Annotated in this window: 19 protein-coding genes and 1 rRNA gene; 4 read left to right on the forward strand and 16 right to left on the reverse strand. The window is 53.4% G+C overall.

All coding sequences use genetic code 11. The features are described 5' to 3' along the window. The 16 genes from H8527_RS06155 to H8527_RS06230 form a co-directional block, all read right to left on the reverse strand. Nucleotides 1–843 (reverse strand): 16S ribosomal RNA (locus tag H8527_RS06155); the annotation flags it as partial. A 406-nt stretch (nt 844–1,249) separates the two neighbouring features. Beyond that, the gene (locus H8527_RS06160) at nt 1,250–2,131 is read right to left on the reverse strand and encodes a nucleoside phosphorylase (RefSeq protein WP_187546549.1); all 882 of its coding nucleotides are present in this window, start codon (nt 2,129–2,131) and stop codon (nt 1,250–1,252) included. Between the two features lie 77 nt (nt 2,132–2,208). Beyond that, entirely contained in the window at nt 2,209–3,459 is a 1,251-nt protein-coding gene (locus tag H8527_RS06165) for a hypothetical protein (protein WP_187546551.1), read from the reverse strand. Nucleotides 3,460–3,474: 15 nt separating this feature from the next. Beyond that, nucleotides 3,475–4,116 (reverse strand): MBL fold metallo-hydrolase, encoded by a 642-nt coding sequence (locus H8527_RS06170; protein ID WP_255498535.1) that lies wholly within the window; start codon nt 4,114–4,116, stop codon nt 3,475–3,477. A 4-nt stretch (nt 4,117–4,120) separates the two neighbouring features. After that, the gene (gene rsmG, locus H8527_RS06175; protein ID WP_187546553.1) at nt 4,121–4,741 is read right to left on the reverse strand and encodes a 16S rRNA (guanine(527)-N(7))-methyltransferase RsmG; all 621 of its coding nucleotides are present in this window, start codon (nt 4,739–4,741) and stop codon (nt 4,121–4,123) included. A 77-nt stretch (nt 4,742–4,818) separates the two neighbouring features. After that, nucleotides 4,819–6,258, reverse strand: a complete 1,440-nt coding sequence (locus H8527_RS06180) for a DEAD/DEAH box helicase (RefSeq protein WP_370539231.1) — start codon at nt 6,256–6,258, stop codon at nt 4,819–4,821. Nucleotides 6,259–6,282: 24 nt separating this feature from the next. Beyond that, the gene (locus H8527_RS06185) at nt 6,283–7,746 is read right to left on the reverse strand and encodes an LptF/LptG family permease (protein ID WP_255498536.1); all 1,464 of its coding nucleotides are present in this window, start codon (nt 7,744–7,746) and stop codon (nt 6,283–6,285) included. A gap of 17 nt (nt 7,747–7,763) precedes the next feature. Further along, on the reverse strand, nt 7,764–8,942 hold the full coding sequence (tgt, locus tag H8527_RS06190) for a tRNA guanosine(34) transglycosylase Tgt (RefSeq protein WP_187546555.1): 1,179 nt from the start codon (nt 8,940–8,942) through the stop codon (nt 7,764–7,766). Then, nucleotides 8,929–11,415 carry an endopeptidase La gene (gene lon / locus H8527_RS06195; RefSeq protein ID WP_187546557.1) on the reverse strand — a complete coding sequence of 829 codons (2,487 nt, stop codon included), beginning with the start codon at nt 11,413–11,415 and terminating at the stop codon, nt 8,929–8,931. Before lon ends, tgt begins: the two co-directional genes overlap by 14 nt. A 401-nt stretch (nt 11,416–11,816) precedes the next feature. Continuing rightward, a complete protein-coding gene (locus H8527_RS06200; RefSeq protein WP_187546559.1) occupies nt 11,817–12,305 on the reverse strand; it encodes an exonuclease domain-containing protein in 489 nt (162 codons plus the stop codon). A 36-nt stretch (nt 12,306–12,341) separates the two neighbouring features. Further along, complete coding sequence (locus H8527_RS06205) at nt 12,342–12,755, reverse strand: BT0820 family HAD-type phosphatase (protein WP_187546561.1); 414 nt, start codon at nt 12,753–12,755, stop codon at nt 12,342–12,344. Nucleotides 12,756–12,797: 42 nt separating this feature from the next. Continuing rightward, nucleotides 12,798–13,340, reverse strand: a complete 543-nt coding sequence (locus H8527_RS06210; RefSeq protein ID WP_187546563.1) for a BatD family protein — start codon at nt 13,338–13,340, stop codon at nt 12,798–12,800. A gap of 12 nt (nt 13,341–13,352) precedes the next feature. After that, nucleotides 13,353–15,341, reverse strand: coding sequence for an NAD(+) synthase (locus H8527_RS06215; RefSeq protein WP_187546565.1), 1,989 nt, complete (start codon nt 15,339–15,341; stop codon nt 13,353–13,355). Beyond that, on the reverse strand, nt 15,338–15,802 hold the full coding sequence (locus H8527_RS06220; RefSeq protein ID WP_255498537.1) for a hypothetical protein: 465 nt from the start codon (nt 15,800–15,802) through the stop codon (nt 15,338–15,340). Before H8527_RS06220 ends, H8527_RS06215 begins: the two co-directional genes overlap by 4 nt. 57 nt (nt 15,803–15,859) lie before the next feature. After that, nucleotides 15,860–16,405 (reverse strand): FHA domain-containing protein, encoded by a 546-nt coding sequence (locus H8527_RS06225; protein ID WP_187546567.1) that lies wholly within the window; start codon nt 16,403–16,405, stop codon nt 15,860–15,862. 32 nt (nt 16,406–16,437) lie between these two features. Beyond that, nucleotides 16,438–17,436, reverse strand: coding sequence for an SPOR domain-containing protein (locus tag H8527_RS06230; RefSeq protein ID WP_187546569.1), 999 nt, complete (start codon nt 17,434–17,436; stop codon nt 16,438–16,440). Nucleotides 17,437–18,003: 567 nt separating this feature from the next. On the opposite strand from H8527_RS06230, the gene H8527_RS06235 reads away from it, so the two are divergent. The 4 genes from H8527_RS06235 (at nt 18,004) to glyA (ending at nt 23,240) form a co-directional block, all read left to right on the forward strand. Beyond that, complete coding sequence (locus tag H8527_RS06235) at nt 18,004–20,373, forward strand: bifunctional dihydroorotate dehydrogenase B NAD binding subunit/NADPH-dependent glutamate synthase (protein WP_187546571.1); 2,370 nt, start codon at nt 18,004–18,006, stop codon at nt 20,371–20,373. 120 nt (nt 20,374–20,493) lie between these two features. After that, nucleotides 20,494–21,444 carry an aspartate carbamoyltransferase gene (gene pyrB, locus H8527_RS06240; protein ID WP_187546573.1) on the forward strand — a complete coding sequence of 317 codons (951 nt, stop codon included), beginning with the start codon at nt 20,494–20,496 and terminating at the stop codon, nt 21,442–21,444. A gap of 15 nt (nt 21,445–21,459) precedes the next feature. Further along, nucleotides 21,460–21,909, forward strand: a complete 450-nt coding sequence (locus H8527_RS06245) for an aspartate carbamoyltransferase regulatory subunit (protein ID WP_187546574.1) — start codon at nt 21,460–21,462, stop codon at nt 21,907–21,909. 53 nt (nt 21,910–21,962) lie between these two features. Beyond that, a complete protein-coding gene (gene glyA / locus H8527_RS06250) occupies nt 21,963–23,240 on the forward strand; it encodes a serine hydroxymethyltransferase (protein ID WP_187546576.1) in 1,278 nt (425 codons plus the stop codon). The last annotated feature ends 119 nt before the right edge of the window (nt 23,241–23,359 follow it).

The raw sequence follows: 23,359 nt of genomic DNA on the forward strand, positions 1-23,359 counted from the left end.
TATATCGCAAACTGCGAGTATTCATCGTTTACTGTGTGGACTACCAGGGTATCTAATCCTGTTTGATACCCACACTTTCGAGCCTCAGCGTCAGTTACACCCCGGACACCTGCCTTCGCGATCGGAGTTCATCGTGATATCTAAGCATTTCACCGCTACACCACGAGTTCCAGCATCCCTGTGTGCACTCAAGACCACCAGTTTCAACGGCATCGTATGGTTGAGCCACACTCTTTAACCGCTGACTTAACAGTCCGCCTACGCTCCCTTTAAACCCAATAAATCCGGATAACGCCTGGACCTTCCGTATTACCGCGGCTGCTGGCACGGAATTAGCCGGTCCTTTTTCTGATGGTACATTCTTTCCAGGGACACGTCCCCGTCGTTATTCCCAACTAAAAGCAGTTTACAACCCGGAGGGCCGTCATCCTGCACGCTACTTGGCTGGTTCAGACTTTCGTCCATTGACCAATATTCCTCACTGCTGCCTCCCGTAGGAGTTTGGACCGTGTCTCAGTTCCAATGTGGGGGACCTTCCTCTCAGAACCCCTACTGATCGATGGCTAGGTGGGCCGTTACCCCGCCTACTACCTAATCAGACGCATCGCCATCACATACCAATAAATCTTTGGTTTAGTGTCCATGCGGACATTAAACAACATCAGGTATTAATCTTACTTTCGCAAGGCTATCCCTGAGTATGTGGTAGGTTCGATACGCGTTACGCACCCGTGCGCCGGTCGCCGGCACAGAAAGCAAGCTTTCTGCCCGCTGCCCCTCGACTTGCATGTGTTAAGCCTGTAGCTAGCGTTCATCCTGAGCCAGGATCAAACTCTTCATTGTAAATATAATAAGTTGTTTGTTTATCTGTTTGTCAGGATGCCGTATCTTGAATCTATAGAATTGACGTTTGCAATGCCTCCCCTAAAAGGGAATTTCATTACCCAAGCATTTAACAATAAATGCTCTGTTGTTTCTTGTACTTCTTGATTCGTTTATGTAAATAAGTCAAAGTTCAATCGCAATTCATAGAGAAAACTCAGCAACTAAGGCTTCGTTCCCGATTGCGAGTGCAAAGGTAGCACAAAAGTCTATACGGACCAAACGTTTTCAAGGAAATATTAGAAAAAACATCCCTTCTCTTTATTTTTGCAGTATAGAGATGACAAGAAGAGAGCTTAACTCTACTATAAGAATAGAAAAGTGTGATTTCCCTCACAATGAGAAAAACCACACTTTTATATGAACATTAGATGCGCTCCAACACCAGTTGTATCAATGTGTCAATGGAGTTTTTATAGTTCGGATTGGCCTTGCCCGCCACACGATTGGCCACGACCATGCAGCAAGTCATCGCTTTATGCCCCATCAGTGCGGAAAGTCCTGCGAGCGCACTACTCTCCATCTCAAAATTCGTGATGGATAATTCGCCATGACGGAAGGCCATAATTTTCTCATTGGCTTGTGGATCAGCCAGTGGCAAGCGAAGCCGACGTCCTTGTGGCCCATAGAATCCACCACATGCAATAGTTACCCCTCTCACCATATCATCTTGAGCAATACGCTCCAGCAACTCCAAGTTGTTGTCGATACAATAAGGGTGAGCGATGCACTGTGTGCCTTTCCAGTCCATGGCCTCTAAAAAGGACTTTTCAAACTCGAGGTCGCAGACTTCATTGCGCCCATCGTAGAAATTGAGCAGACCATCAAAGCCAAGACTTTTTCGAGAGGCTATAAACGTCCCTTCAGGGCAGTGAGGTTGAAGCCCTCCACAGGTACCAAGGCGTACCAACTCCAATTGACGAAACTGTTGAGATTCGGTGCGCGTGTGAAAATCGATATTGGCCAACGCATCAAGCTCATTGATCACAATATCAATATTGTCACACCCAATCCCCGTAGAAATCACAGAAAGGCGCTTCCCTTTGTAAGTGCCCGTAATGGTACGAAACTCACGGCTTTCAACTTCGCATTCGCGCGTTTCAAAATGTTGCGCGACTAAGTTCACACGGCCCGGATCGCCTACGAGGATAATTTTATCCGCAATCTGTTCCGGACGAAGATGAAGATGGAAGATAGAACCATCAGCATTGAGAATCAGTTCTGATTCAGGAAAATGAAGATTACCCATGACAATTTATAATTTAAGGTTTATATCGGCTCTTGAATTGCAGTAGAGAAATGACTACTATACTATAAGAGAGCGTATTATTGGAGTTCAATTTTTCGAATAGCCTTCGCCATTTCGCGCAACTGGTTGTTCAGTTGTGCAATTTGGATTTCAAGTTGGCGGAGTTCTTGTGCCATCCGTTCTGTGCGCATTTCCCCATAGTCGCGCTGCAAAGCCTCACGTCGCTTGATGAATTGTGCCAACTGCTGTTGTTGTTTGTACCAAACCAGCGCTTGCTTTCTTGCTTGATCGTTCTGAAAGTCCGCAAGATTTGTACAAACTCGTTCGTCATTGAGCACAAAGCGAAAATCCGCGAAATCTGAGATGGAGGAGTTTTGCAAAGCCTTACGCCGTACTTGTGCTTCGTTGATGTCTCGTTCATGCCCCACCTGCGTATCAGCAATGCAGGAAATCTGAGCCGCACGCAGAAGGCTGTCTGTGGGCATAGAGGCTACATCATAAACATTTCGCTCGGTGTTGGGCAAAAAGGTGTAAAGACAAACCTTTCCTACCGGCTGCCGGCGATCGGTGGCAAAGTAACCCATCCCACTCCCTTCGTCAATGAGGTAAAGATAGTCATTGGCCGGAGAATTGAAAGGCATTCCGATGTTGGCAGGACGCACATACTGGCGGGTCTCCGGATTGTATCTGGTCACAAAGATATCATATCCTCCTACGCTCTCAGGTCCTTCTGCCGCAAAGTAGAGTGTGGTCCCATCAGAAAGCAGATAAGGCATATCAGCCTGTGCAAAAGTGCTGTCGATTCCCTCCAACGGACGAGGTTTTTCCCAGCCATTAGCCGAACGATAGGCAGACTGCAAGCGCAAAGTACCACCGGGAGCGGAGAGAGAACTGATAGCAGCGGTTTCCAAAGGATTGATATAAGTGCCCACTCCGAGTTGTATGCCCCGCATAGGATCACTTCGAAACAAAGAAGCGGTAGACACCAGTCGTCCGGCATCCGTAGAAAGGCGTAGCACACTCAGCAGTTGCACCTTATCCACGACGACACTATCTATAAAAACTACACGCTCCGTGTTGGACAAGAAGTCGGCAGCTCGCTCCATCTTTCGCGCCTCCACCAGAAGTGAGTCACGGCGAGTGAGCGGTGCTGCTTTCACAGCCATCTCGTGCAAGATTTGAGCCGCAGTCGTGAAGTCATAGCGCGCTATGCACTCGGTCAGTGTCGGCTTAGGAAGTGCGGGACGCACTATACGCTTGCGCTGAGCAGAGAGACTCAACACGCCCAAAATCACAGCAGAAAGGAGAAAAAAGGTCCGTTTTTTCATAAGCGCAGACAAGGATTAAAGGTAAGGATTGTGGACACGCTCATAACCAATGGTGGTGGGCTCACCATGACCGCTGTAAACCACGACATCATCTGGAAGAGTGAGCACCCGAGCGCGTAATGAAGTAATCAGACTTTCGAGATTTCCTCCGGGAAGGTCGCAACGGCCGATGTTGGCACGAAACAGACTATCGCCGGCAAATAGCACCTTTTCTTCAGCACAATAGAAACAGCAGCCCCCCGGCGTATGCCCAGGGGTAGAGATTACACGAAATTCGTGTTCTCCCACCTGCACTGTATCTCCTCCTTCGAGCAATCGCACCGGAGTTGGGAGGTCGAAAGGCACACCTCGCCGCAGAAAAGCCACCATATCCGAAGCCGACCGCTGATAGTTTTCCAGCTCATCGATGTGTATCTCCACACCAACGCCAAAAGTATCACTTGCCCATTGGCATCCCAACACATGGTCGAAATGCCCATGAGTGTTGAGTAAGCACGTCACACGCAGTTGCCGGCTGCGGACATATTCTAAAATGGCTTCGCGCTCCTCGGCATAAAGTGCCCCACAGTCAATAATCGCGGCCTCGTGCGTGTCATCGGAGACCACATAGGTGTTCTCCTCCACCATATTAACAGGAAATACTTGAATGTTCAACATATCCTTATAATGTTACATAGGCAACTTTCTTCGTTTCAAAAAACTCGTTTTGAAAATGCGAAGACAGCGTCCAAACCTCTGAGCAATGTTTGAAAGGTTGCATCTCTGCCTGAATGTCACCACCTTTGAGACAAATGACCCCATTGGGCAGGGAGTTACGCTGCACGTGATGCACATTCTTTTTGATGAGTCTTACCAAATCGCTCATCTGCATCACAGCTCGGCTCACGACAAAGTCATATTTGTCCTTCACCTCCATCACGTTTTTGTGCGAGCAGACCACATTTTTCAATCCGATGGCTTCGGCCACTGCTGCCGCCACTTTCACTTTTTTCCCGATGGAGTCGACCAAATGAAACCGCACTTCGGGAAACAATATGGCCAAAGGAATACCGGGAAATCCGCCTCCGGTGCCTACGTCCATCACCATCGTCTCGGGACGGAAACGAATGACTTTGGCTATACCCAAGGAGTGGAGCACATGATGGGGATAAAGGTTGTCGATATCTTTGCGCGAAATGACATTGATTTTAGCATTCCAGTCACGATAGAGCGCATCAAGAGCAGCAAACTGTTCGCGCTGTTGTGCCGTGAGATGGGGGAAGTATTGGAGAAGTTCGTCCATACTGCAAATGATGAAATCAGGAATACCTGAGTAGGTATTCAAAATAAACCGTAGTTACCTTAGTCGTAAACACCCGCTTATGCTTCGGCTTTACCAGCACCTTTGTTCGATCCGCGGCTACGAGAGCCACGGCGTGCTCGCTGTTGCCCTGCGGGTTTCTTGGCATCATGAGCGTGGGAATGAACCACTTTGCCGGCACTGCCTCCCTTGCGCGAATCGCGGCTACGACTGGAATGTCCCTTGCCGCCACGACCTCCGCGCTGTCCGTCACGAGGCACTTCTTCCGGCTCTTTGCAACCTTCGGGGAGGGGATTGCGGGGGAGTTTCTTTTCGAGCAGGCGCTCTATTTTCGAGAGAGGGTAACGGTCCTTTTCGCCGATGAGGGTGATGGCACGCCCTTCGCGGCCGGCACGAGCAGTGCGTCCGATGCGATGTACGTAGTCCTCCGGATCGCGTGGTGCATCGTAGTTGATAACCATTTTGATATCGTCGATGTCGATGCCACGACTCACGATATCGGTGGCGATGAGCATATCGATTTTGCGCTGTTTGAAGCCCAACATCACCTCGTCGCGCTCCGCTTGATCCAAATCAGAGTGCATGGCCGCACAGTTGAAGCCTTTGCGTTTGAGGATGACGTTCAGTTCCTTGACACGCTGTTTGGAAGAGACAAACACGATGACGCGTTCGGGCGGTTGCTCGGCAAAGATATGCTTGAGAATGGGCGTCTTGTCGCCATCTCGGCAAACATAAAGGCTCTGGTCAATCTTCTCTGCAGGTTTCGACACCGCAATTTTCACTTCCACAGGGTCGTGCATCACCTCCTTGGCCATCTTTGCGATTTCGGCCGGCATCGTCGCCGAGAAGAGGATGGTCTGACGCTCTTGGGGGAGTTCTTTGATAATCGTCTTGATATCGTCAAAAAATCCCATGTCAAGCATGCGGTCGGCCTCGTCCAGAATGAGGTGAGTGGTGCGCGAGAGGTCGAGATTGCCCAGTTGGAGGTGGGAAATCAAGCGTCCTGGGGTGGCTACAATAATATCCGCCCCCTTGGCAAAGGCTTTGCGTTCTTGTTCAAAACGAATGCCGTCGTTGCCGCCATAGACCGCGACTCCATTGGTATGAGTGTAGTAAGCAAAACCTTGGAGCGCTTGGTCGATTTGTTGAGCAAGTTCACGCGTCGGTGCCATAATGAGGCAGTTCACCGCATCTTCTGCGTGCGGTTCGTTTTGTAGCAGAGAGAGCATCGGCAACAGATAAGCCGCGGTCTTCCCCGTTCCCGTTTGCGCAATACCGATGAGGTCGCGTCCTTCAAGAATGTGGGGAATGCACCGGCCTTGCACTGGTGTGCACTTCTCAAAACGCATGTCCCAAAGCGCATCAAGCACATCGTCGCTGAGATCGAGGTCTTCAAAATAGACGATCTCCTCAGCGGGAGGTGTTGCCGTGTCTATCGTATCGGGAGTGACGTTTTCCACTGTGGACGACGCCGTCTGTTGAGGTTCGGAGTTGTTCATATATAATATGGTGTAGGAGTGTTCTTATTGAGGAGTTCTTCGGTAAAATCCGAAGGCCACAAAGGCAAAGAGGATATTGGGCATCCACACCGAAATGCCGGCCGGAAAACCGGCGTTGATAGCAAACGAAGCCGCAATGGTCTGAAGGAGGATGTAGGTGAAAGTGAGGGCCAGGCCGATACCGATGCTCGTGCCCATGCCGCCTTTGCGCTTCTCGATGGAGATGGACACACCGATGAGTGTGAGGATAAAAGCCGCCATCGGAGTGGCAAAGCGCTTGTGATAGGCCACTTCAAAAGTGCTCAACCCAGCAGATCCACGCAAACGCTGGCGATCGATGAAGGCACTGAGCTGCGGGAGGGTCATCGTCTCCTCCTGTCCTTTGATGTAGAAGAAGTCACTGGGCTCCATGAGCAAGGTGGTGTCGAGTTTTTCGCCCGATTCGATTTTCTCTCGCGAGCCTTGCAAAGTGCGTATCGTGTAGCGGTGGAGCGTCCACGAGTTCTTGTGGTTGGCCAGGGTGTCGTATTGGATGGTTTCGGCAGTGAGGCGCGAAACTACCTTCTTTTCAGCCAGTTTGTCGAGCGAAAATCCGGAACCGGATTTCGTGCGGTTGTCGAAATGGGAGATGTAGGCCACCACTCCCGTATCGACCTGCATCTGAATGTTGTCCGCCACATCGGTGACAAGGAGTTTCTTGGTGTATTTGTTTTCAAAACGCACACGAGCCACATTACCGTTGGGGATGACAAAAGCGCCAAACGCAAACGAAATTGCGGCGATGATGAGTGCGCCCAAGAGGTAGGGGCGCAGGAGGCGGTTGAAACTCATGCCTGCTGCCTTCATCGCGATAATCTCCGACTTGCCTGCCAGTCCTGTGGTGAAAAAGATAACGCCGATGAAAACAAACATCGGAGAAAGCATGTTGGCCAGGTCGGGGATGAAGTTGGCATAATAGTCCAACCATATCTCGCGGGAGGTAGCTCCGCCGGTGGTGAGCTTGTCTATCTTCTCGTTGAAGTCAAAGATGATAGCAATCACTGTAAAGATGGCGATGAGGAACACATAAGTGGTGAGAAACTTGCCCAAGATGTAGCGGTCAATTCGCTTAAAACCGATGAGCCGAAGCAGGGCACGTCCACTCCGGTGGAGCATGCGTCCCAACAGCAGCACCAAGAGCCATGGCAACCGCACCAGCCGCAGAAGCCAACGCAAAGTCCAATGGCGCAAGGGCGAAGAAACTGCCTGTCCTTCTCGTTCGCCCGCGTCCAGTTCCCAAGCCTCGGCGGGGTCTTCGGTGTCGAGTTCCGAAGCGGTGGCTGCGGGGTTTTCGGTGTCGAAAACCGCAGTTTCCGGCTCTGAGGTAGGATTTTCTACGTCTGAGGTAGGATTTTCCAACTCTGAAGTAGAGAGTGCCGTTTCCTGTACCATCCCCTCCTGGTCGGAGAAGGGGTGGGCGTTGTGTCGAGAAGTGGGCGTTTGATCCATAAAGCAGGAGAGGAGGATTAGAGACGAGTGGCCAGTTGCGGCATCACGCTGCGCTTCCAGTCGGCAAAGTCATTGGCAAGAATGTGCTCACGTGCCACGCGCACCAATTCGAGGTAGAACGCGAGATTGTGGATAGAAGCAATCTGCATGCCCAGCAATTCTTTAGCCTTGAACAAATGGTGCAGGTAAGCGCGTGTGTAAACGTGGTCGCAGGTGGCAGTGCCCAGAGGGTCGACGGGTGAAAAGTCCTTGGCCCACTTTGCATTGCGGAAATTGATGATGCCTTCCCAAGTAAAGATTTGTGCATTGCGGCCATTGCGCGTGGGCATCACGCAGTCAAACATATCAACACCACGCTCAATCCCTTCGAGGATGTTCATAGGAGTACCTACCCCCATCAGATAACGAGGACGGTCGGTGGGAAGGATTTCATTGACCACCTCAATCATTTCATACATCTTCTCCGCCGGTTCTCCTACGGCCAGTCCACCGATGGCATAGCCTTCAGCATCTTTTTCGGCCATGAAGTGCGCACTCTCACGGCGTAAGTCGGAATAAACACAGCCCTGTACGATGGGGAAAAGCGCCTGATGATAGCCGTACTTTTCCTCTGTTTCGGAAAATCGACGGATGCAGCGTTCCAACCAGCGATGGGTCAGGTCAAGACTTTTGCGGGCATAAGCGTAATCGGCTGTACCGGGAGGACACTCATCAAATGCCATCATGATGTCGGCACCAATAGTACGCTCGGTATCCATCACATTTTCAGGCGTAAAGAAGTGTTTTGAGCCATCAATATGGCTACGAAATTCGCAGCCTTCCTCACGAAGCTTGCGAATGCCCGTGAGCGAGAACACTTGGAAGCCTCCGCTGTCGGTGAGCATTGGCCGCGAAAAGCCATTAAACTTGTGCAGCCCACCCGCTGCTTCGAGTACTTCCAGTCCGGGACGCAGATAGAGGTGGTAGGTATTGCCCAAGATGATTTGCGCTTTCACCTCGTTCAGAATTTCATGGGTGTGTACGCCTTTCACTGTGCCCAGCGTGCCGACAGGCATAAATATAGGCGTCTGAATCTGCCCATGATCGGTGGTGATCAGTCCGGCACGTGCTTGGCTGCTTGTGTCGTTGTGTTGCAGTTCAAAAAAGCGACCTTCTTTGCGCCAAGTGGGACGAAGGGAAAGGTTATTTTGCGCCATTGGTCTTGTCGGTTGAGGTAATCGGTTGGGTAAGGTCGATGGCATGTGCCACCTTCTCCGGAAGCAAAGCAAAATCCCAGACTTCGGAAACATGCTCTACGAAATGGAAGGTCAAACCGGCCACATAGCGCTCCGGAATGTCGTTCACATCCTTCTCGTTCTCTTTGGAGAGGACAATATCGGTAATTCCGGCTCGCTTAGCTGCCAGAATTTTCTCCTTGATGCCCCCGACGGGAAGCACCTTGCCACGCAGCGTAATCTCACCCGTCATGGCAATATGCGGCCGCACCTTGCGCTGGGTGAGCAGCGAAGCAATGGAGGTGGCCAGCGTGATACCGGCCGAAGGGCCGTCCTTGGGAGTAGCTCCCTCAGGCACGTGAATGTGCAGGTTCCAGTGGTCGAAAATGCGATAGTCGAGTTGCAACAAATCGGCGTGGCTTTTCACAAACTCCAGAGCCAACATCGCACTCTCTTTCATCACGTCACCCAAGTTACCCGTAATGGTGAGTCGAGGAGCCTTAGAGCGGCTCACACTACTTTCAATGAACAGAATTTCTCCGCCCACAGCCGTCCAAGCCAAGCCCGTAACCACACCAGCGTAGGCATTGCCTTGATAGGTATCGCGGTTGTAAGGTGGCGTGCCCATAATGTTTTGCACATCGGCCACTTTCAACGAAGCGTTGGGCGAGAACGGCGGGCAACCATTGGCATCGGTTTGAGCATACAGTACAATTTTACGCACCAGTTTGTCAATCTGTTTTTCCAACTGGCGCACCCCGCTCTCTCGGGTATACTTCTCAATGAGAAACTCCGTGGCGGCGGGAGAAAGTTTCACCTCGTAAGGCAGATTGATGTGCTTCAACGCATTGGGAATGAGGTGGCGACGGGCAATCTCTTTTTTCTCCTCCGTCAAGTATCCCTCTACGTTAATCAGTTCCATACGATCGCGCAAAGGACCAGGAATAGTGGAGAGGTTATTGGCGGTGGCGATGAACAACACTTGACTCAAATCGTAATCAAAGTCAAGGTAGTTATCATGGAAGGAGTTGTTCTGTTCGGGATCGAGCAGTTCGAGCAGCGCACTTTGTGGGTCGCCATTGTAGTTCGAACCACTCACCTTGTCTATCTCATCCAGCACAAAGACCGGATTGTTGCTTTCGGCTTTGATGAGACTCTTGATGATGCGTCCACACATCGCCGCAATGTAGGTGCGCCGATGGCCACGGATTTCACTTTCGTCGTGGAGACCGCCCAGCGACATACGCACATACTTGCGCCCCAAGCTCTCGGCGATGCTCCGGCAGAGGGAGGTCTTCCCCACTCCGGGAGGGCCGTAGAGGCAAAGGATGGCGGGGCGATGGGTGGTGCTCACCTTCATCATGGCCAACTGTTCGAGGATGCGTTCCTTCACCTTCTCCATCCCATAGTGGTCGCGGTCGAGCACACGCTGTGCGCGGCGCAGGTCCATGTTGTCCTCGGTGGTCTTGCCCCAAGGGAGCGAAACGATGGTTTCGAGATAGGTCAATCCGATGCTGTAGTCCGGACTTTGGGCGTTGGTGCGTTCCAGACGGTTGAGTTCTTTGGCAAAGAGTTTCTTCACGCCCTCGCTCAGGGGCAGCGCGTCGGCCTTCTCACGCAGTTCTTTGAGTTCGCCGCCCTCGCTGTCGCCCAGTTCGCTCTGGATGTTTTTGATGGTTTGATGGAGGAAATACTCCTTCTGCTGCTGGTCGATTTCCTCACGCGTCTTCTCCTGAATCTTCTGTTTGAGCTGCGCCAGTTGGAGTTCGCGCTGCACGATGTGGAGCAGCTGGAAGGTGCGTTTCTTGATGTCGCCTTCTTCCAGAAGGAGGGCCTTTTCTTCCGTATCGAGCGGGAGATTGGTAGCCACAAAGTTGATGAACAAGATGGGGTTGCCGATGTTTTGCACGGCAAACAAGGCTTCCGGCCCTAAATTGTCGTTGGCGCGAATGTACTTAAAAGTCGTCTCACGCAGGGTGTCGTAGAGCACACGAAACTCCTGATCGCCCTCCTCGGGCATCACTTCGGGCAGGCTCTCCACTCGAGCGCGCAGATAGGGATTGACGCGCGTGGGGGGCGTGGCGATGGCCACACGCCCGAAAGCCTGCACAATGGCAGTGGTGTGATTGCCGGGCAGTTCGATGAGGCGCAACACTTTGGCCACCGTGCCCGTGGGATAGAGGTCGTCGAGCATGGGCACTTCCACCGCGGCATCAATCTGGCACGCCACGGCAAAATGTACGTCATCGCCCTTGCTGACGGCCTGCTTGATGAGCTGCAACGAACTCTCCCGCCCAATGGCAATGGGAGCCACAACACCGGGAAACAGCACCATGTTGCGCAAAGGGAGGATGGGCAGCGAACCTTCCACCTTGTGGCGGAAAAGTTCGTTCATGTCGCCATCGAAATCAGCTATGAGGGAAAAGGGATTTTGCGACATAGGGTCGTTGTTCATATCTTACGTTTACAAATTGTCTGCAAATTTACATATTCCAAGCCGAGTAGCAAAATTAAGCCTCTTCTTTTCTCACTTTCGATCGGAAGAGCCCCCTTTCCCTCAGCCCTGTTGCTGCCACTACGGAGAGACGGTGGTGCTCACCGCTGCCCCACCCCGCCGGACGTAGATCTGACGTAGTGAAGTTTTCAACATGGTGAAAGACAGTTTTCAACATGATGAAAATTCTTTTTCAACGTGTTGAAAGTTTTGCTCCCCCAGAACAAAATTACTCTCGAAAGGACAGCGTTGCCTTTTCCCATGAGCGATTTTGAAACGACCCATAGCAAAAGACACCTGCAACGCCCATAGGGCATTGCAGGTGTCTTGCAAGAAAGCGTCATCGGCAACGAGACCGGAGTTTACAAGATTTTCAAAGCGATGGCAGCACAGGCTTCGGCATCGGCCAAGGCGTGGTGGTGGTTTTCCAAGCGGTAGCCACAGCGCTCGGCGATGACATCAAGATGATGGGGGATTTCTGGCCAAAGGCGACGGGAGCGCTCAAGCGTGCAGTGGAAGGGATAGTCGGGATAGTCCATCCGGTAGCAGCGGAAGGCGGCTTTCAGGCAGCTTTCGTCGAAGGCTTTGTTATGAGCCACGAGAGGCAGGTGGGCAATCTTGGCTTCAATTTGCCGCCAAACGTCCGGGAAGATAAGGGCGTTGTCGGTGTCGTTGGCAGTCAGGCCGTGCACTCGTGTGCACCAATAGTTGTAGTATTCCGGTTCGGGCTTGACGAGCGAGTAGAACTCATCGACTTTCTTTCCATCCCGATAAATCACTACGCCCACGGAGCAAATGCTGGAACGCTCGTTGTTGGCGGTCTCAAAGTCTATGGCTGCAAAGTCTGTCATGGTGAAGCGGGTGAGGAGGAGGGAGTTGTTTTGTTTTTAGAAAGGCCACCAACTTTTCTTTTTCCGCGGTTGAGCCACGCCTTCTTGGATGAGATATTCTTCGATACCCATATTCTTTTGAATCAAGGCATAGATGGTGCCCCAGTCGAGCAGCCCGCCGACGTTGCGGTCGTCGATGAAAAGGTCGGCTTTGATTTTGCGCGAAAAACTGCGTCCGCTGCCGTCCTCTTCTTCAAAGTCGGCATTGACAGCATAGAAGTTGACACCGCGCTCTCTGCAATAGTCCACGGCCTCTTGGAGCAGCCGTCCTTCTCGCACGCTCCAGAGGATGAGGCGGTGGCCGTCTGATTGAAGTTGTCGGAGGGTCTGGATGGCGAAGGGGATTTCTTTGCCTATGGCGGGATAGCGGTGTTCGACGATGGTGCCATCGAAATCTACTGCGATAATCATGATGAATGGGAAGTTTGAGGTGATGAAATGAAAGGGAGAGGACTAAGCGATTTGGCCCCCCGACTGCAAAATCTCGCGCGTGCTGCGCTTGGGCCTCTCCAGTACGGGGAGAGTGTAAGCGTTCATCTTACATTTTCTTTTGACCCGTCCGGTCTCCTGCGGCCCATAGAAGAAGCGGTCGAAAGGGTCGTCGGGCATTTCGACCTTTGAGAATTCCCCTTCAAACTGAAGCGGAGAGAATTGAAGTTTGCCGACATCTTCGCTCCCGACCACCCATTGTTGCCAAACCATGGCCATGTAGAACCGATTGTCCTTGACGACGCGCTGCTGCGTGCGCTGCCCCTGGGGAAGCAGGCGTGCATGGCCGCCTCTCACTTTCAGCGAAGCACTGGTGCACCGCACATCTCGGAAAGGCGCTGTGGAGTAGAGAACAATGCTCACCACACAACTATCTCCGGCATACAGCGGCCGATTGTCGTGCTCTATTTGGACAAAAAAGGTGATTTCGTCCTGTGGAGGGCGAGCGGAGAGGGACAAACCGGCAAGTGACAGCAGGAGAAGGAGCAAATGCAATCTGTTCAGCATAAGTAGAATTTTTTAAGATTCCGAGGAGAGGGGTTCGGCAGTGGTGTCGGGCAGCAACGTTTCGCACTCTTTGAGCCACTCTGTGCTCACCGCATCGGAGGGCATACGCCAATCGCCGCGTGGGGAGAGAGCGCAACTGCCGACTTTCGGGCCGTCGGGCATGCAACTGCGTTTGAATTGTTGGGCGAAGAAGCGACGATAGAAAATCGTCAGCCACTGGCTGATGATGCTCGGCGAATAGTAGGGGCGGCCTTGCTGGCCATCGAAAGCGCGCTCTGCCAAACGGAACACTTTGCCGGGCCGATAGCCGAAGCGCAACACGTAATAGAGGAAGAAGTCGTGCAGTTCGTAGGGCCCGACAAGGTCTTCGGTGATTTGCGCTATCTTGCCCTCTGGGTCGGCCGGCAGCAACTCCGGGCTGATGGGCGTGTCGATGATGTCGAGCAAGGTGAGGCGGTTTTCGCCTTCGGCCACGTTGAGCGCCAGCCAGCGCACCAAGTGGCGGACGAGTGTTTTGGGGACGGAACTATTGACGGCATACATCGACATGTGGTCGCCGTTGTAAGTGGCCCAGCCAAGCGCCATTTCCGAGAGGTCACCCGTGCCAATCACCAAGCCGTTGAGCTGGTTGGCCACATCCATGAGAATTTGCGTGCGTTCGCGGGCTTGTGCATTTTCGTAGGTCACATCATGGCGGGTCGGGTCGTGGTCGATGTCGGCAAAATGCCCCATCACAGCTTGCGAAATGTTGATTTCACGAATGGTGACGCCCAGTCCCTCCATCAGTTTGAGGGCATTGGAGTAGGTGCGGTCGGTGGTGCCAAATCCCGGCATAGTGATGCCGATGATGCCGTGCCGGTCCAACCCCAAACGGTCGAAAGCGTTGACTGTGACGAGCAGCGCCAAGGTCGAGTCCAGCCCGCCGCTGATGCCCAGCACCGCTGTTTTGCCCTGTGTATGCACCAAGCGGGTCGCCAATCCTTGACTTTGTATGCAGAGGATTTCCTGGCAGCGAGCGTCCAGTTCTTCGCCCTGCGGAACGAAAGGAAGTGGGTCTACGATGCGAGTAAGGGGGGCGGAATGAAGCACGCCGGTCGTTTCTATCTCTACCACCGGATAGGGAGCGTCAGTACGGTTGATGGCAACACTGTCTGCAAAAGACGTGTTTTGTCGGCGCTCACTGCCGATGCGGTCGATGTCGATTTCGGTCATAGTGAGCTGAGGCTCTAAGCAATAGCGCTCGGCCTCTGCCAAGACGTGGCCATCTTCGGCGATGATGGTTTTTCCGCCAAACACCACGTCTTGTGTGCTTTCGCCAAATCCACAACTGGTATAAATGTAGGCGGCATGAAAGCGTGCGCTTTGTCCACTCACCAACTGCCGCACATAAGAGTGTTTGCCCACGACATCGTTGGAGGCACTGAGGTTAAAAATGAGTTGTGCCCCCTCAATCGCCAACTGTGAACTTGGAGGGATAGGCGCCCAAAGGTCTTCGCAGATTTCAACACCGAAGTGGACCTCATTGAGCGAAAACAGCAACTTTGCGCCAAAAGGTACGTTCTGTCCACAGAAGTGCACCATCTGGCGCTCTGAAAGCGCAGCCGCAGAGGTGAACCACCGCTTTTCGTAGAACTCTTTGTAGTTGGGAATGAAAGTTTTAGGCACAAGTCCCTGCAATTTCCCTCCATGGATGACAGCAGCACAGTTGAACAGCATACCACGGTGTTGGAAAGGAAGGCCGACAATGAAAGTCAGCGTGAGATTGCGGCTCAAATCGAGAAGACGCACAAGTGCTCCCTCCGCTTCTTCCAACAGCAACTGCTGGGCAAACAAGTCTTGGCAGGTATAGGCAGTAAGGGAGAGTTCGGGAAAACAAAGTATTTCCACCCCCTGCCCCTCCGCGCGGACCACGAGACTTTCTATTTCTTGGGTGTTGTAGGCAATGTCTGCCACCCGCACACGAGGGATGGCGGCAGCCACTTTCAAAAATCCGTCTGTCATTCTTTCAAAGTCTTTTTCTTCATCAGCATTTGTCCGGCGATTTTCACCAGTCGGCGGCCTTCCACTCTTCGCACGACATTACCGCCTTGCGTTTCATAAAGAAAGGTGCCATCCCCTTTGTCGGTGAGGAGGATGGTTTGCGAGTCAGACCCCACATCGTTTGTGAAGCGCAAGGTCGCGGTTTTTCCTTTTATCTTGTGAGAAGTGAGCATCCACACGCCATAGATACTCCCATCCATATAGCCGCCGACGAGGCCGAGAAAGGCCATATCGGGCACTTCCAGGCTTTCATTATAAAGGTCGAGGTGGAGTTTGAGTCCTATCTCTTCGTTATAGAACTCTCCCTTAAAAAGGCTGTCGGCTACTACAAAATCAGCTTCCCACAATAAAGGGGAAGCCTTCAAATGGTGGCAACAAAAACAGCCTATAATAATCAGAAGAAGAAAGCGTAGGCGTTTCATAAAAACAGAATTGTATAAGGTAGATGTCGTGAGCTTAAATCTAGAAGAGCACCGAGGTTAGTTCTCGTCGGTCTCGGGTGCTCCGATGTGCAAAATGAGGGTAGAAGCACCTAAGGTGATGATGGCGCCCTCTGAAAGATTGACACGCTCTTTGACCCCGACCAACTCATTCATCACAAAAGTACCGGTGCCGGAAGGGCCGTCGCGGAGAATGAATTTCAGATGCCCTTGTTTGTTCTTCTGCACACTGATGATGCAGTGCGTGTTGTCTACACTCGGGTCTACCGTCTTGAAAGCTGCGTTGGCATTGGTGCCTCTCACGTGTTTTCCGACACGATTTTCGCCTTCATAGAGTGGCACTTCCTGCCGCAAATGGAACGCATTCTCAATCACGACCAAATAGCCTACCGGCTCTTTTTCCTCCCTCTCTTCCCCTTCATTTTGAAGAGAGCCTTCAGCAGATGGCTTCACACCCATCCCCACGCGAATTTTGAATTGCTTGCGGCAACTCGGACACTCAAACACGAGCGTGCGTCCGGGCTGATACAGCGAGTCGTCAAAGAGAATGGGTTCGTCGCACTTGGGACAATGAAGTCTTTTCATGATGGGATATTATTGGGAGTGTGGCGGGTGGCTTAAGGTAACTCTAACACCCATGCTTCGGAAAACGTCTCTTGTTGATGACGCAGTCGTCGCAGTGCAGTTTGTGCCTCCGATGCTGTGGAATACTTTCCGAAGACAACGCGAGTGATGCGAGGCGTGCGCAACATACGCACTTCTTCAAGCCCTTGCTCTTTCAGCGAGACAATCAGGCTTTCTGCTCCTCGGCGAGAAATTTGGCTGGCCAACACTATGGTGAAAGGTTGTTTTACGAGTTCATCCGCAGGTTCGGCAGAAGCCGTCTTGTCCAATGGCTGCGCTTGAGAGTCGGCAGCAGGCCGGCCGGCAGAGGTCGACTGTGAAGGAGCAGCATCCATAGGGACGGTGGACGCCGGTTCGTGTTGAGGTGTATTGAGCAGTTCGGCAAGGGGCTGAAACACTTGCGCCTCTTGCGAATGGTTGTGCGAAACGTTGTTGAGCGGAGCCGCCCAAACAAAATAGAAAATCACGGACACCAGCACCGCGGCCACATAGTGGAAAGCGCGCTTGTTGATGTGCAGAGTATAACTGTCGGTTCGCTTGCTTCGAGATGTATCTGCTTGGCAAGCGGTGTTCGGCCTTGGAGTCAGCAAAAAGGCATCTAATCCATAGAGTGAAGGTGCCACAACACCTCCTTCGTAAGGAATGAAATCATAGCGTCCTTCGGCCAAACGAGAGAGTCGGCCGATACCATTCAGTTCGACCACCTCCTGCGCTTCAAGCCTACCCTTCAAGCGTGCCACATCTCGGTCGATGTCGCGCAGTGTCTGCGTGTAGTCCGTGCCGTGAGCCTGCATATAAGATTGTGCCAGCAGCCCATCGTTCATTTGCAACGAGGGATTAAACGCGATGTTACGATAAGGCGGGAGAAACAGCTGTTCCTCCTTGACATAGCGCGCAGGACAATTCTGCGCGACAAATCCGCCTAAGTTGGGGACTATCACGCAGTTATGCACGAGCAATAAACTTTCGATGTGTCTGCTGAGTTCAATCATACGTGCAAAGGTAATGCTAAAAGGGCAATCTTCAAAGTTTTTCCGAGGCTTTTTTTACGCTTCTTCACATGGTGATTGTCTCTACCGTTGTACTTTCAAGACAGAGATGCAGCAGCGAAATTGCCCTTTTTTCATCGCCCAAAGGAGCTGCTCGCACCATTCTTCATCAGGTGCGGCTCATTTTCAGCGCACATCCCGGCAATCACCAACGGCGTGCAGTTTTCGTCCCTTCCCGATGGGACGTTTGTCTCTTCGCGAAGAGACATTCGTTTCTTCACGAAGAGACATTCGTTCCTTCCCGAGGGGACGATAGTTATGCAGGAGCAAAATACCGGCGGGAGGGACGCTGAGACCATGCGTCCCTTCGCTGAAAACAGTCGATTGAAAAGAAAAGCCACAGTGCAAATGTAAAAAAACGTCCTTTTCTTTGCTGATTTCCCAACGAACGCTTACTTTTGCACGCAGTAATTCTTGCTCCGGCGGCTCGGCACGGCCTTCTCCTTTGGGAAGATTTCCCCCTTTGCAGAGCCTGGCTTGCAGCTCAACCCACCTTCTTCCCTTAGTATCATGAACAAGATTCTTAGTAAGGAGCAGTTCTCCGAAAAAGTGTTTAAGTTTGTTGTCGAAGCCCCGCTGATTGCCCGCGCCCGAAAGGCAGGACACTTCATCATTCTGCGCGTGGACGAGCGCGGCGAACGCATCCCCCTGACCATTGCCGACAGCGACCCACAACGCGGCACCATCACGCTGGTGGTGCAGAGCATCGGGCGCGGCACGCAGCGCTTGTGTGCCCTCGGTGTGGGCGACTACATCCGCGATGTGGTGGGCCCGCTGGGACGTGCCACGCACATCGAGCGCTTCGGCACCGTGGTGTGTGCCGGCGGTGGTGTGGGGGTGGCCCCGATGCTCCCCATCGTGCGAGCCTTGAAAGCTGCCGGCAATCGTGTGATAACGGTGCTGGCCGGCCGCACCAAGGACTTGATTATCCTCGAAGACGAGATGCGCACTTCGAGCGACGACACCCTCATCATGACCGACGATGGCAGCTACGGCCGTCAGGGCTTGGTGACGCAGGGCATTGAGGAAGTCATCCGCCGCGAGAAGGTGGACAAATGTTTCGCCATTGGTCCGGCCGTGATGATGAAGTTTTGCTGCCTGACCACGAAGAAATATGGCATCCCAACCGAGGTGTCGCTCAACACCATCATGGTGGACGGCACAGGCATGTGCGGCGCCTGTCGCATCAATGTGGGCGGTGTGACGAAGTTTGTGTGTGTCGATGGTCCGGAGTTTGACGGTCATGCCGTAGACTTCGATGAGATGCTCAAGCGCATGGGGGCTTTCAAGCAAGAGGAGATTGAAGCCCTTCACCCCCACGAAGCGCAGACTTCAGCGACCGAGATGCCCCAATCAAACACTCCGGGCGAACCGCAGCACGTGCTCGCCGCCACTGAAGCCGACCTGCACAGCACCGACCGCAACGCCGCTTGGCGCAAGGCACTGCGAAGCGCTGTTCCACCGCGTGAGCGCATGGCGCAACCCCGTGTGGAGATGCCGGCACTCGATGGACGGGAGCGTGCCCACCTGTTGCGCAGCGAGGTGAACCGCGGTCTCACCGCACAGATGGCACAGCAGGAAGCCCGCCGCTGTCTGGATTGCGCCAATCCGGGATGTCGGCAGGGCTGTCCAGTGGGCATCGACATCCCACGCTTTGTCAAGCACATCGAGGCCGGACATTTTCTTGAGGCAGCAGCCACCCTCCGCGAAACGTCCTCGCTGCCTGCCGTCTGTGGCCGTGTCTGTCCACAGGAGAAGCAGTGCGAAAGTCGTTGCATCCACCTCAAGACCCACAAGTCCGCCGTGGCCATCGGCCATTTGGAGCGCTTCGCCGCCGACTACGCTTTGGCCCAGGCTGCCGAGCATCCAGCAACTCCTACGACACCGACTCAGGTGTCGCCGACACACCGCCGCAAGGTGGCCGTGGTGGGTTCCGGTCCTGCCGGCCTTTCGTTTGCCGGCGAGATGGTCAAAGAGGGTTTTGCCGTGACGGTGTTTGAGGCCCTTCATGAAGTGGGCGGCGTGTTGAAATATGGCATTCCCGAATTTCGCCTGCCCAACCGCATTGTCGAAGCCGAAATCAAGACACTGGAAGCGCAAGGCGTGGAGTTTGTGACGGACTGCGTGGTGGGCAAGACCCTCAGCGTCGACGACTTGAAGGCCGAGGGCTATGAAGGCATCTTTGTGGCCAGCGGGGCGGGGCTGCCCAACTTTATGGGCATTCCCGGTGAAAATGCCAACGGCATCCTTTCGAGCAACGAATACCTGACGCGCTGCAACCTGATGGACGCCTCCAATCCCGAGATGGACACGCCCATCCATGTGGGCAGACACGTGGTCGTGGTGGGCGGTGGCAACACGGCGATGGACTCTGTACGCACCGCTTTGCGCTTGGGTGCTGCCACCGCCACCATCGTCTACCGCCGCAGTGAGGAGGAGATGCCGGCGCGCTTGGAGGAAGTGCACCACGCCAAAGAAGAGGGCGTGACTTTCCTCACCCTCCACAACCCCTTGGAGTACATCGCCGACGAAACTGGGGCCGTGAAGCAGGTGGTGCTGCAAAAGATGGAGCTGGGCGAACCCGATGCCTCCGGACGCCGCAGCCCGGTGCCCATTCCCGGTGCCACCGAAACGCTCGACTGCGACCTCGTGGTGGTGAGCATCGGTGTTTCGCCCAATCCCATCGTGCCGCGCTCCATCGCGGGGTTGGAACTGGGACGCAAGAACACCATCGCCGTGGACGAGGACATGCGCAGCAACCTGCCCACCATCTTTGCCGGTGGCGACATCGTCCGCGGCGGGGCCACGGTCATCTTGGCCATGGGCGATGGGCGCCGTGCCGCACAATCCATGGCCCGCCAACTTCGGGCTTCGTCCTAAATGAATACCACAGAAAAGTCGTTTTGCAGCGCAAGCACGACTTTTCTGTGGTATTTTTTTGTATGCCCAAGAAAAAACACTAATTTTGCTTTCGACAAATCTCAAAAGCCATCTGAAACTATGTCAGACAATCGTAGCCTGGTGAGCATCGCCAACCTCTCACGCGAAAAAATCCTCTATTTGATGGAAATGGCGCGTGAATTTGAAAATCACCCCAATCGTAAAATCTTGGATGGACACATCGTTGCGACCCTCTTCTTTGAGCCCTCCACCCGTACGCGCCTCTCGTTTGAAACCGCGGCCAATCGCCTCGGAGCGCGCGTCATCGGATTTACCGACCCCAAAGTGACGTCATCCACCAAGGGCGAGACGCTCAAAGATACGATTATGATGGTGTCGAACTACAGCGATGTCATTGTGATGCGCCACTATCTGGAAGGCGCTGCCCTCTACGCCAGCGAACTCACCCACACGCCCATCGTCAATGCTGGTGATGGCGCGCACCAACACCCTTCGCAGACGCTCCTCGATCTCTACACCATATTGCAGACACAGGGCACTCTTGACAATCTCAACCTCTACTTGGTGGGCGACCTCAAATATGGTCGCACGGTGCACTCTCTCATCATGGCCATGCGCCACTTCAATCCCACCTTCCACTTCATCGCGCCACGCGAACTCGCGATGCCGGAAGAGTACAAGCAGTATTGCCACGAGCACGACATCCGGTTTGTGGAGCACGAGGACTTCAACGAGGACGTCATTGCAGGAGCCGACATCCTCTATATGACCCGGGTGCAACGGGAACGCTTCTCCGACCTGATGGAATACGAGCGTGTGAAGGACATCTACATCCTGCGCCGAGAGATGCTGACTCGCGCCAAGAGCAACCTCCGCATCCTCCATCCGCTGCCGCGCGTCAACGAGATTGCACAGGACGTCGACGACACACCTTATGCCTACTATTTTCAGCAGGCGGCCAACGGCCTCTTTGCCCGCGAAGCCATCATCTGCGATGTGCTGGGCATCACGCTTGATGAAGTGCGCAACGACAAGACTATCCTTTTCTAAATTCCTCTACGCCTTATGAAACGCGAACACCTCATGGTGGCTGCCATCGAAAACGGCACCGTCATCGACCATATCCCTTCCGCACGACTGTTTGAGGTCATTCGTCTGCTCCACATTGACGAAAACAACGAAGACACCATCTTTATCGGCAACAACCTCAACAGCAAACAAATGGAGCGTAAGAGCATCATCAAGATTGCCAACCGCTTCTTCTCCGAGGCCGAACTCAACCAGCTTTCGGTGGTCGCGCCTAACGTGACGCTCTGCATCATTCGCGACTACGAGGTGGTGGCGAAGCGCCCTGTCGTCCTCCCCAACGAGTTGCACAACATCGCCCGCTGCAACAACCCGAAGTGCATCTGCAACAACGAGCCTATGCCCACCCGCTTCCAAGTGGAGAACAGCGTGCTCAAATGCCACTATTGCGAGATGGAGCAAGAACTCTCGCAAGTGAAACTCTTGTAGGACTGCACTTCTGCTCTCATTTTTCATCCGAACACCCCAAATCCCTAAATCTTATGGAAAAAGAAATCTTTGCTCTTATCGATGCCGAGAAGCAACGCCAAATGCGCGGCATCGAACTCATCGCCAGCGAAAACTTTGTCAGCGACCAAGTGATGCGCGCCATGGGTTCCGTCTTGACCAACAAATATGCCGAAGGCTATCCCGGCAAGCGTTACTACGGTGGTTGTCAAGTGGTGGACCAAGTGGAGCAAATGGCCATCGACCGCATCTGCCGCCTTTTTGGTGCCGCCTATGCCAACGTGCAGCCGCACTCCGGAGCGCAGGCCAACGCTGCCGTCTTCCTCGCCTGCCTCAAACCCGGTGACACTTTTATGGGACTCAACCTCGACCACGGTGGCCACCTTTCTCATGGTTCGCCGGTCAACACTTCCGGTATTCTCTACCATCCCATCGGCTACAACCTCAACCGCGAAACCGGCCGTGTGGACTACGACGAAATGGAGCAGCTCGCCTTGCAGCACAAGCCCAAACTCATCGTGGGCGGCGGTTCGGCCTACTCTCGAGAATGGGACTATGCCCGCATGCGAGCCATTGCCGACAAGGTGGGCGCCATCTTGATGATAGACATGGCTCATCCCGCCGGCCTCATTGCCGCCGGGTTGCTCGACAATCCGGTGAAGTACGCCCACATCGTCACCTCCACCACCCACAAAACTTTGCGCGGTCCTCGCGGCGGTATCATCTTGATGGGCAAAGACTTTGAAAATCCTTGGGGCTTGAAGACGCCAAAAGGAGAAATCAAAATGATGAGCCAGTTGCTCAATAGTGCTGTCTTCCCCGGTATCCAAGGCGGGCCGCTTGAGCACGTCATCGCCGCCAAGGCCGTGGCCTTCGGTGAAGCCCTTGATCCGAAGTTTAAGGAATGGGCACTGCAAGTCAAGAAGAACGCTGCCACACTGGCCGATGCTCTCCTCAAGCGTGGTTTCAACATCGTGTCGGGCGGAACTGACAACCACTCGATGCTCGTGGACCTACGCTCAAAGTATCCCGAGCTCACCGGCAAAGAGGCCGAAAACGCTCTCGTGGCCGCCGACATCACCGTCAACAAGAATATGGTGCCTTTCGACAGCCGCAGCGCCTTCAAAACCTCCGGCATCCGTCTGGGCACAGCTGCCATCACCAGCCGTGGTGCCAAGGAGGACTTGGTACTCAAAGTGGCGGAGCTCATTGAGCGTGTGCTTGACCACCACACCGATGAGCACGTCATTGCTGAAGTGCGTACCGAAGTGAACGCCCTCATGAAAAACTATCCTCTCTTCGCTTGGGACTAACCCTCCCCTTTGTCTGAGTTTATCGCCCCTTTGTCTATCCCATTTGTTTCGATCAGACAAAGGGGCTTTTTCGTGAAGTTGAGAACAGCCGGTTCAGAAAAGAGGAGGGAGAAGAAAAG

It is taken from the genome of Alloprevotella sp. Lung230, assembly GCF_014385435.1.
Taxonomy (GTDB): Bacteria; Bacteroidota; Bacteroidia; order Bacteroidales; family Bacteroidaceae; genus Alloprevotella.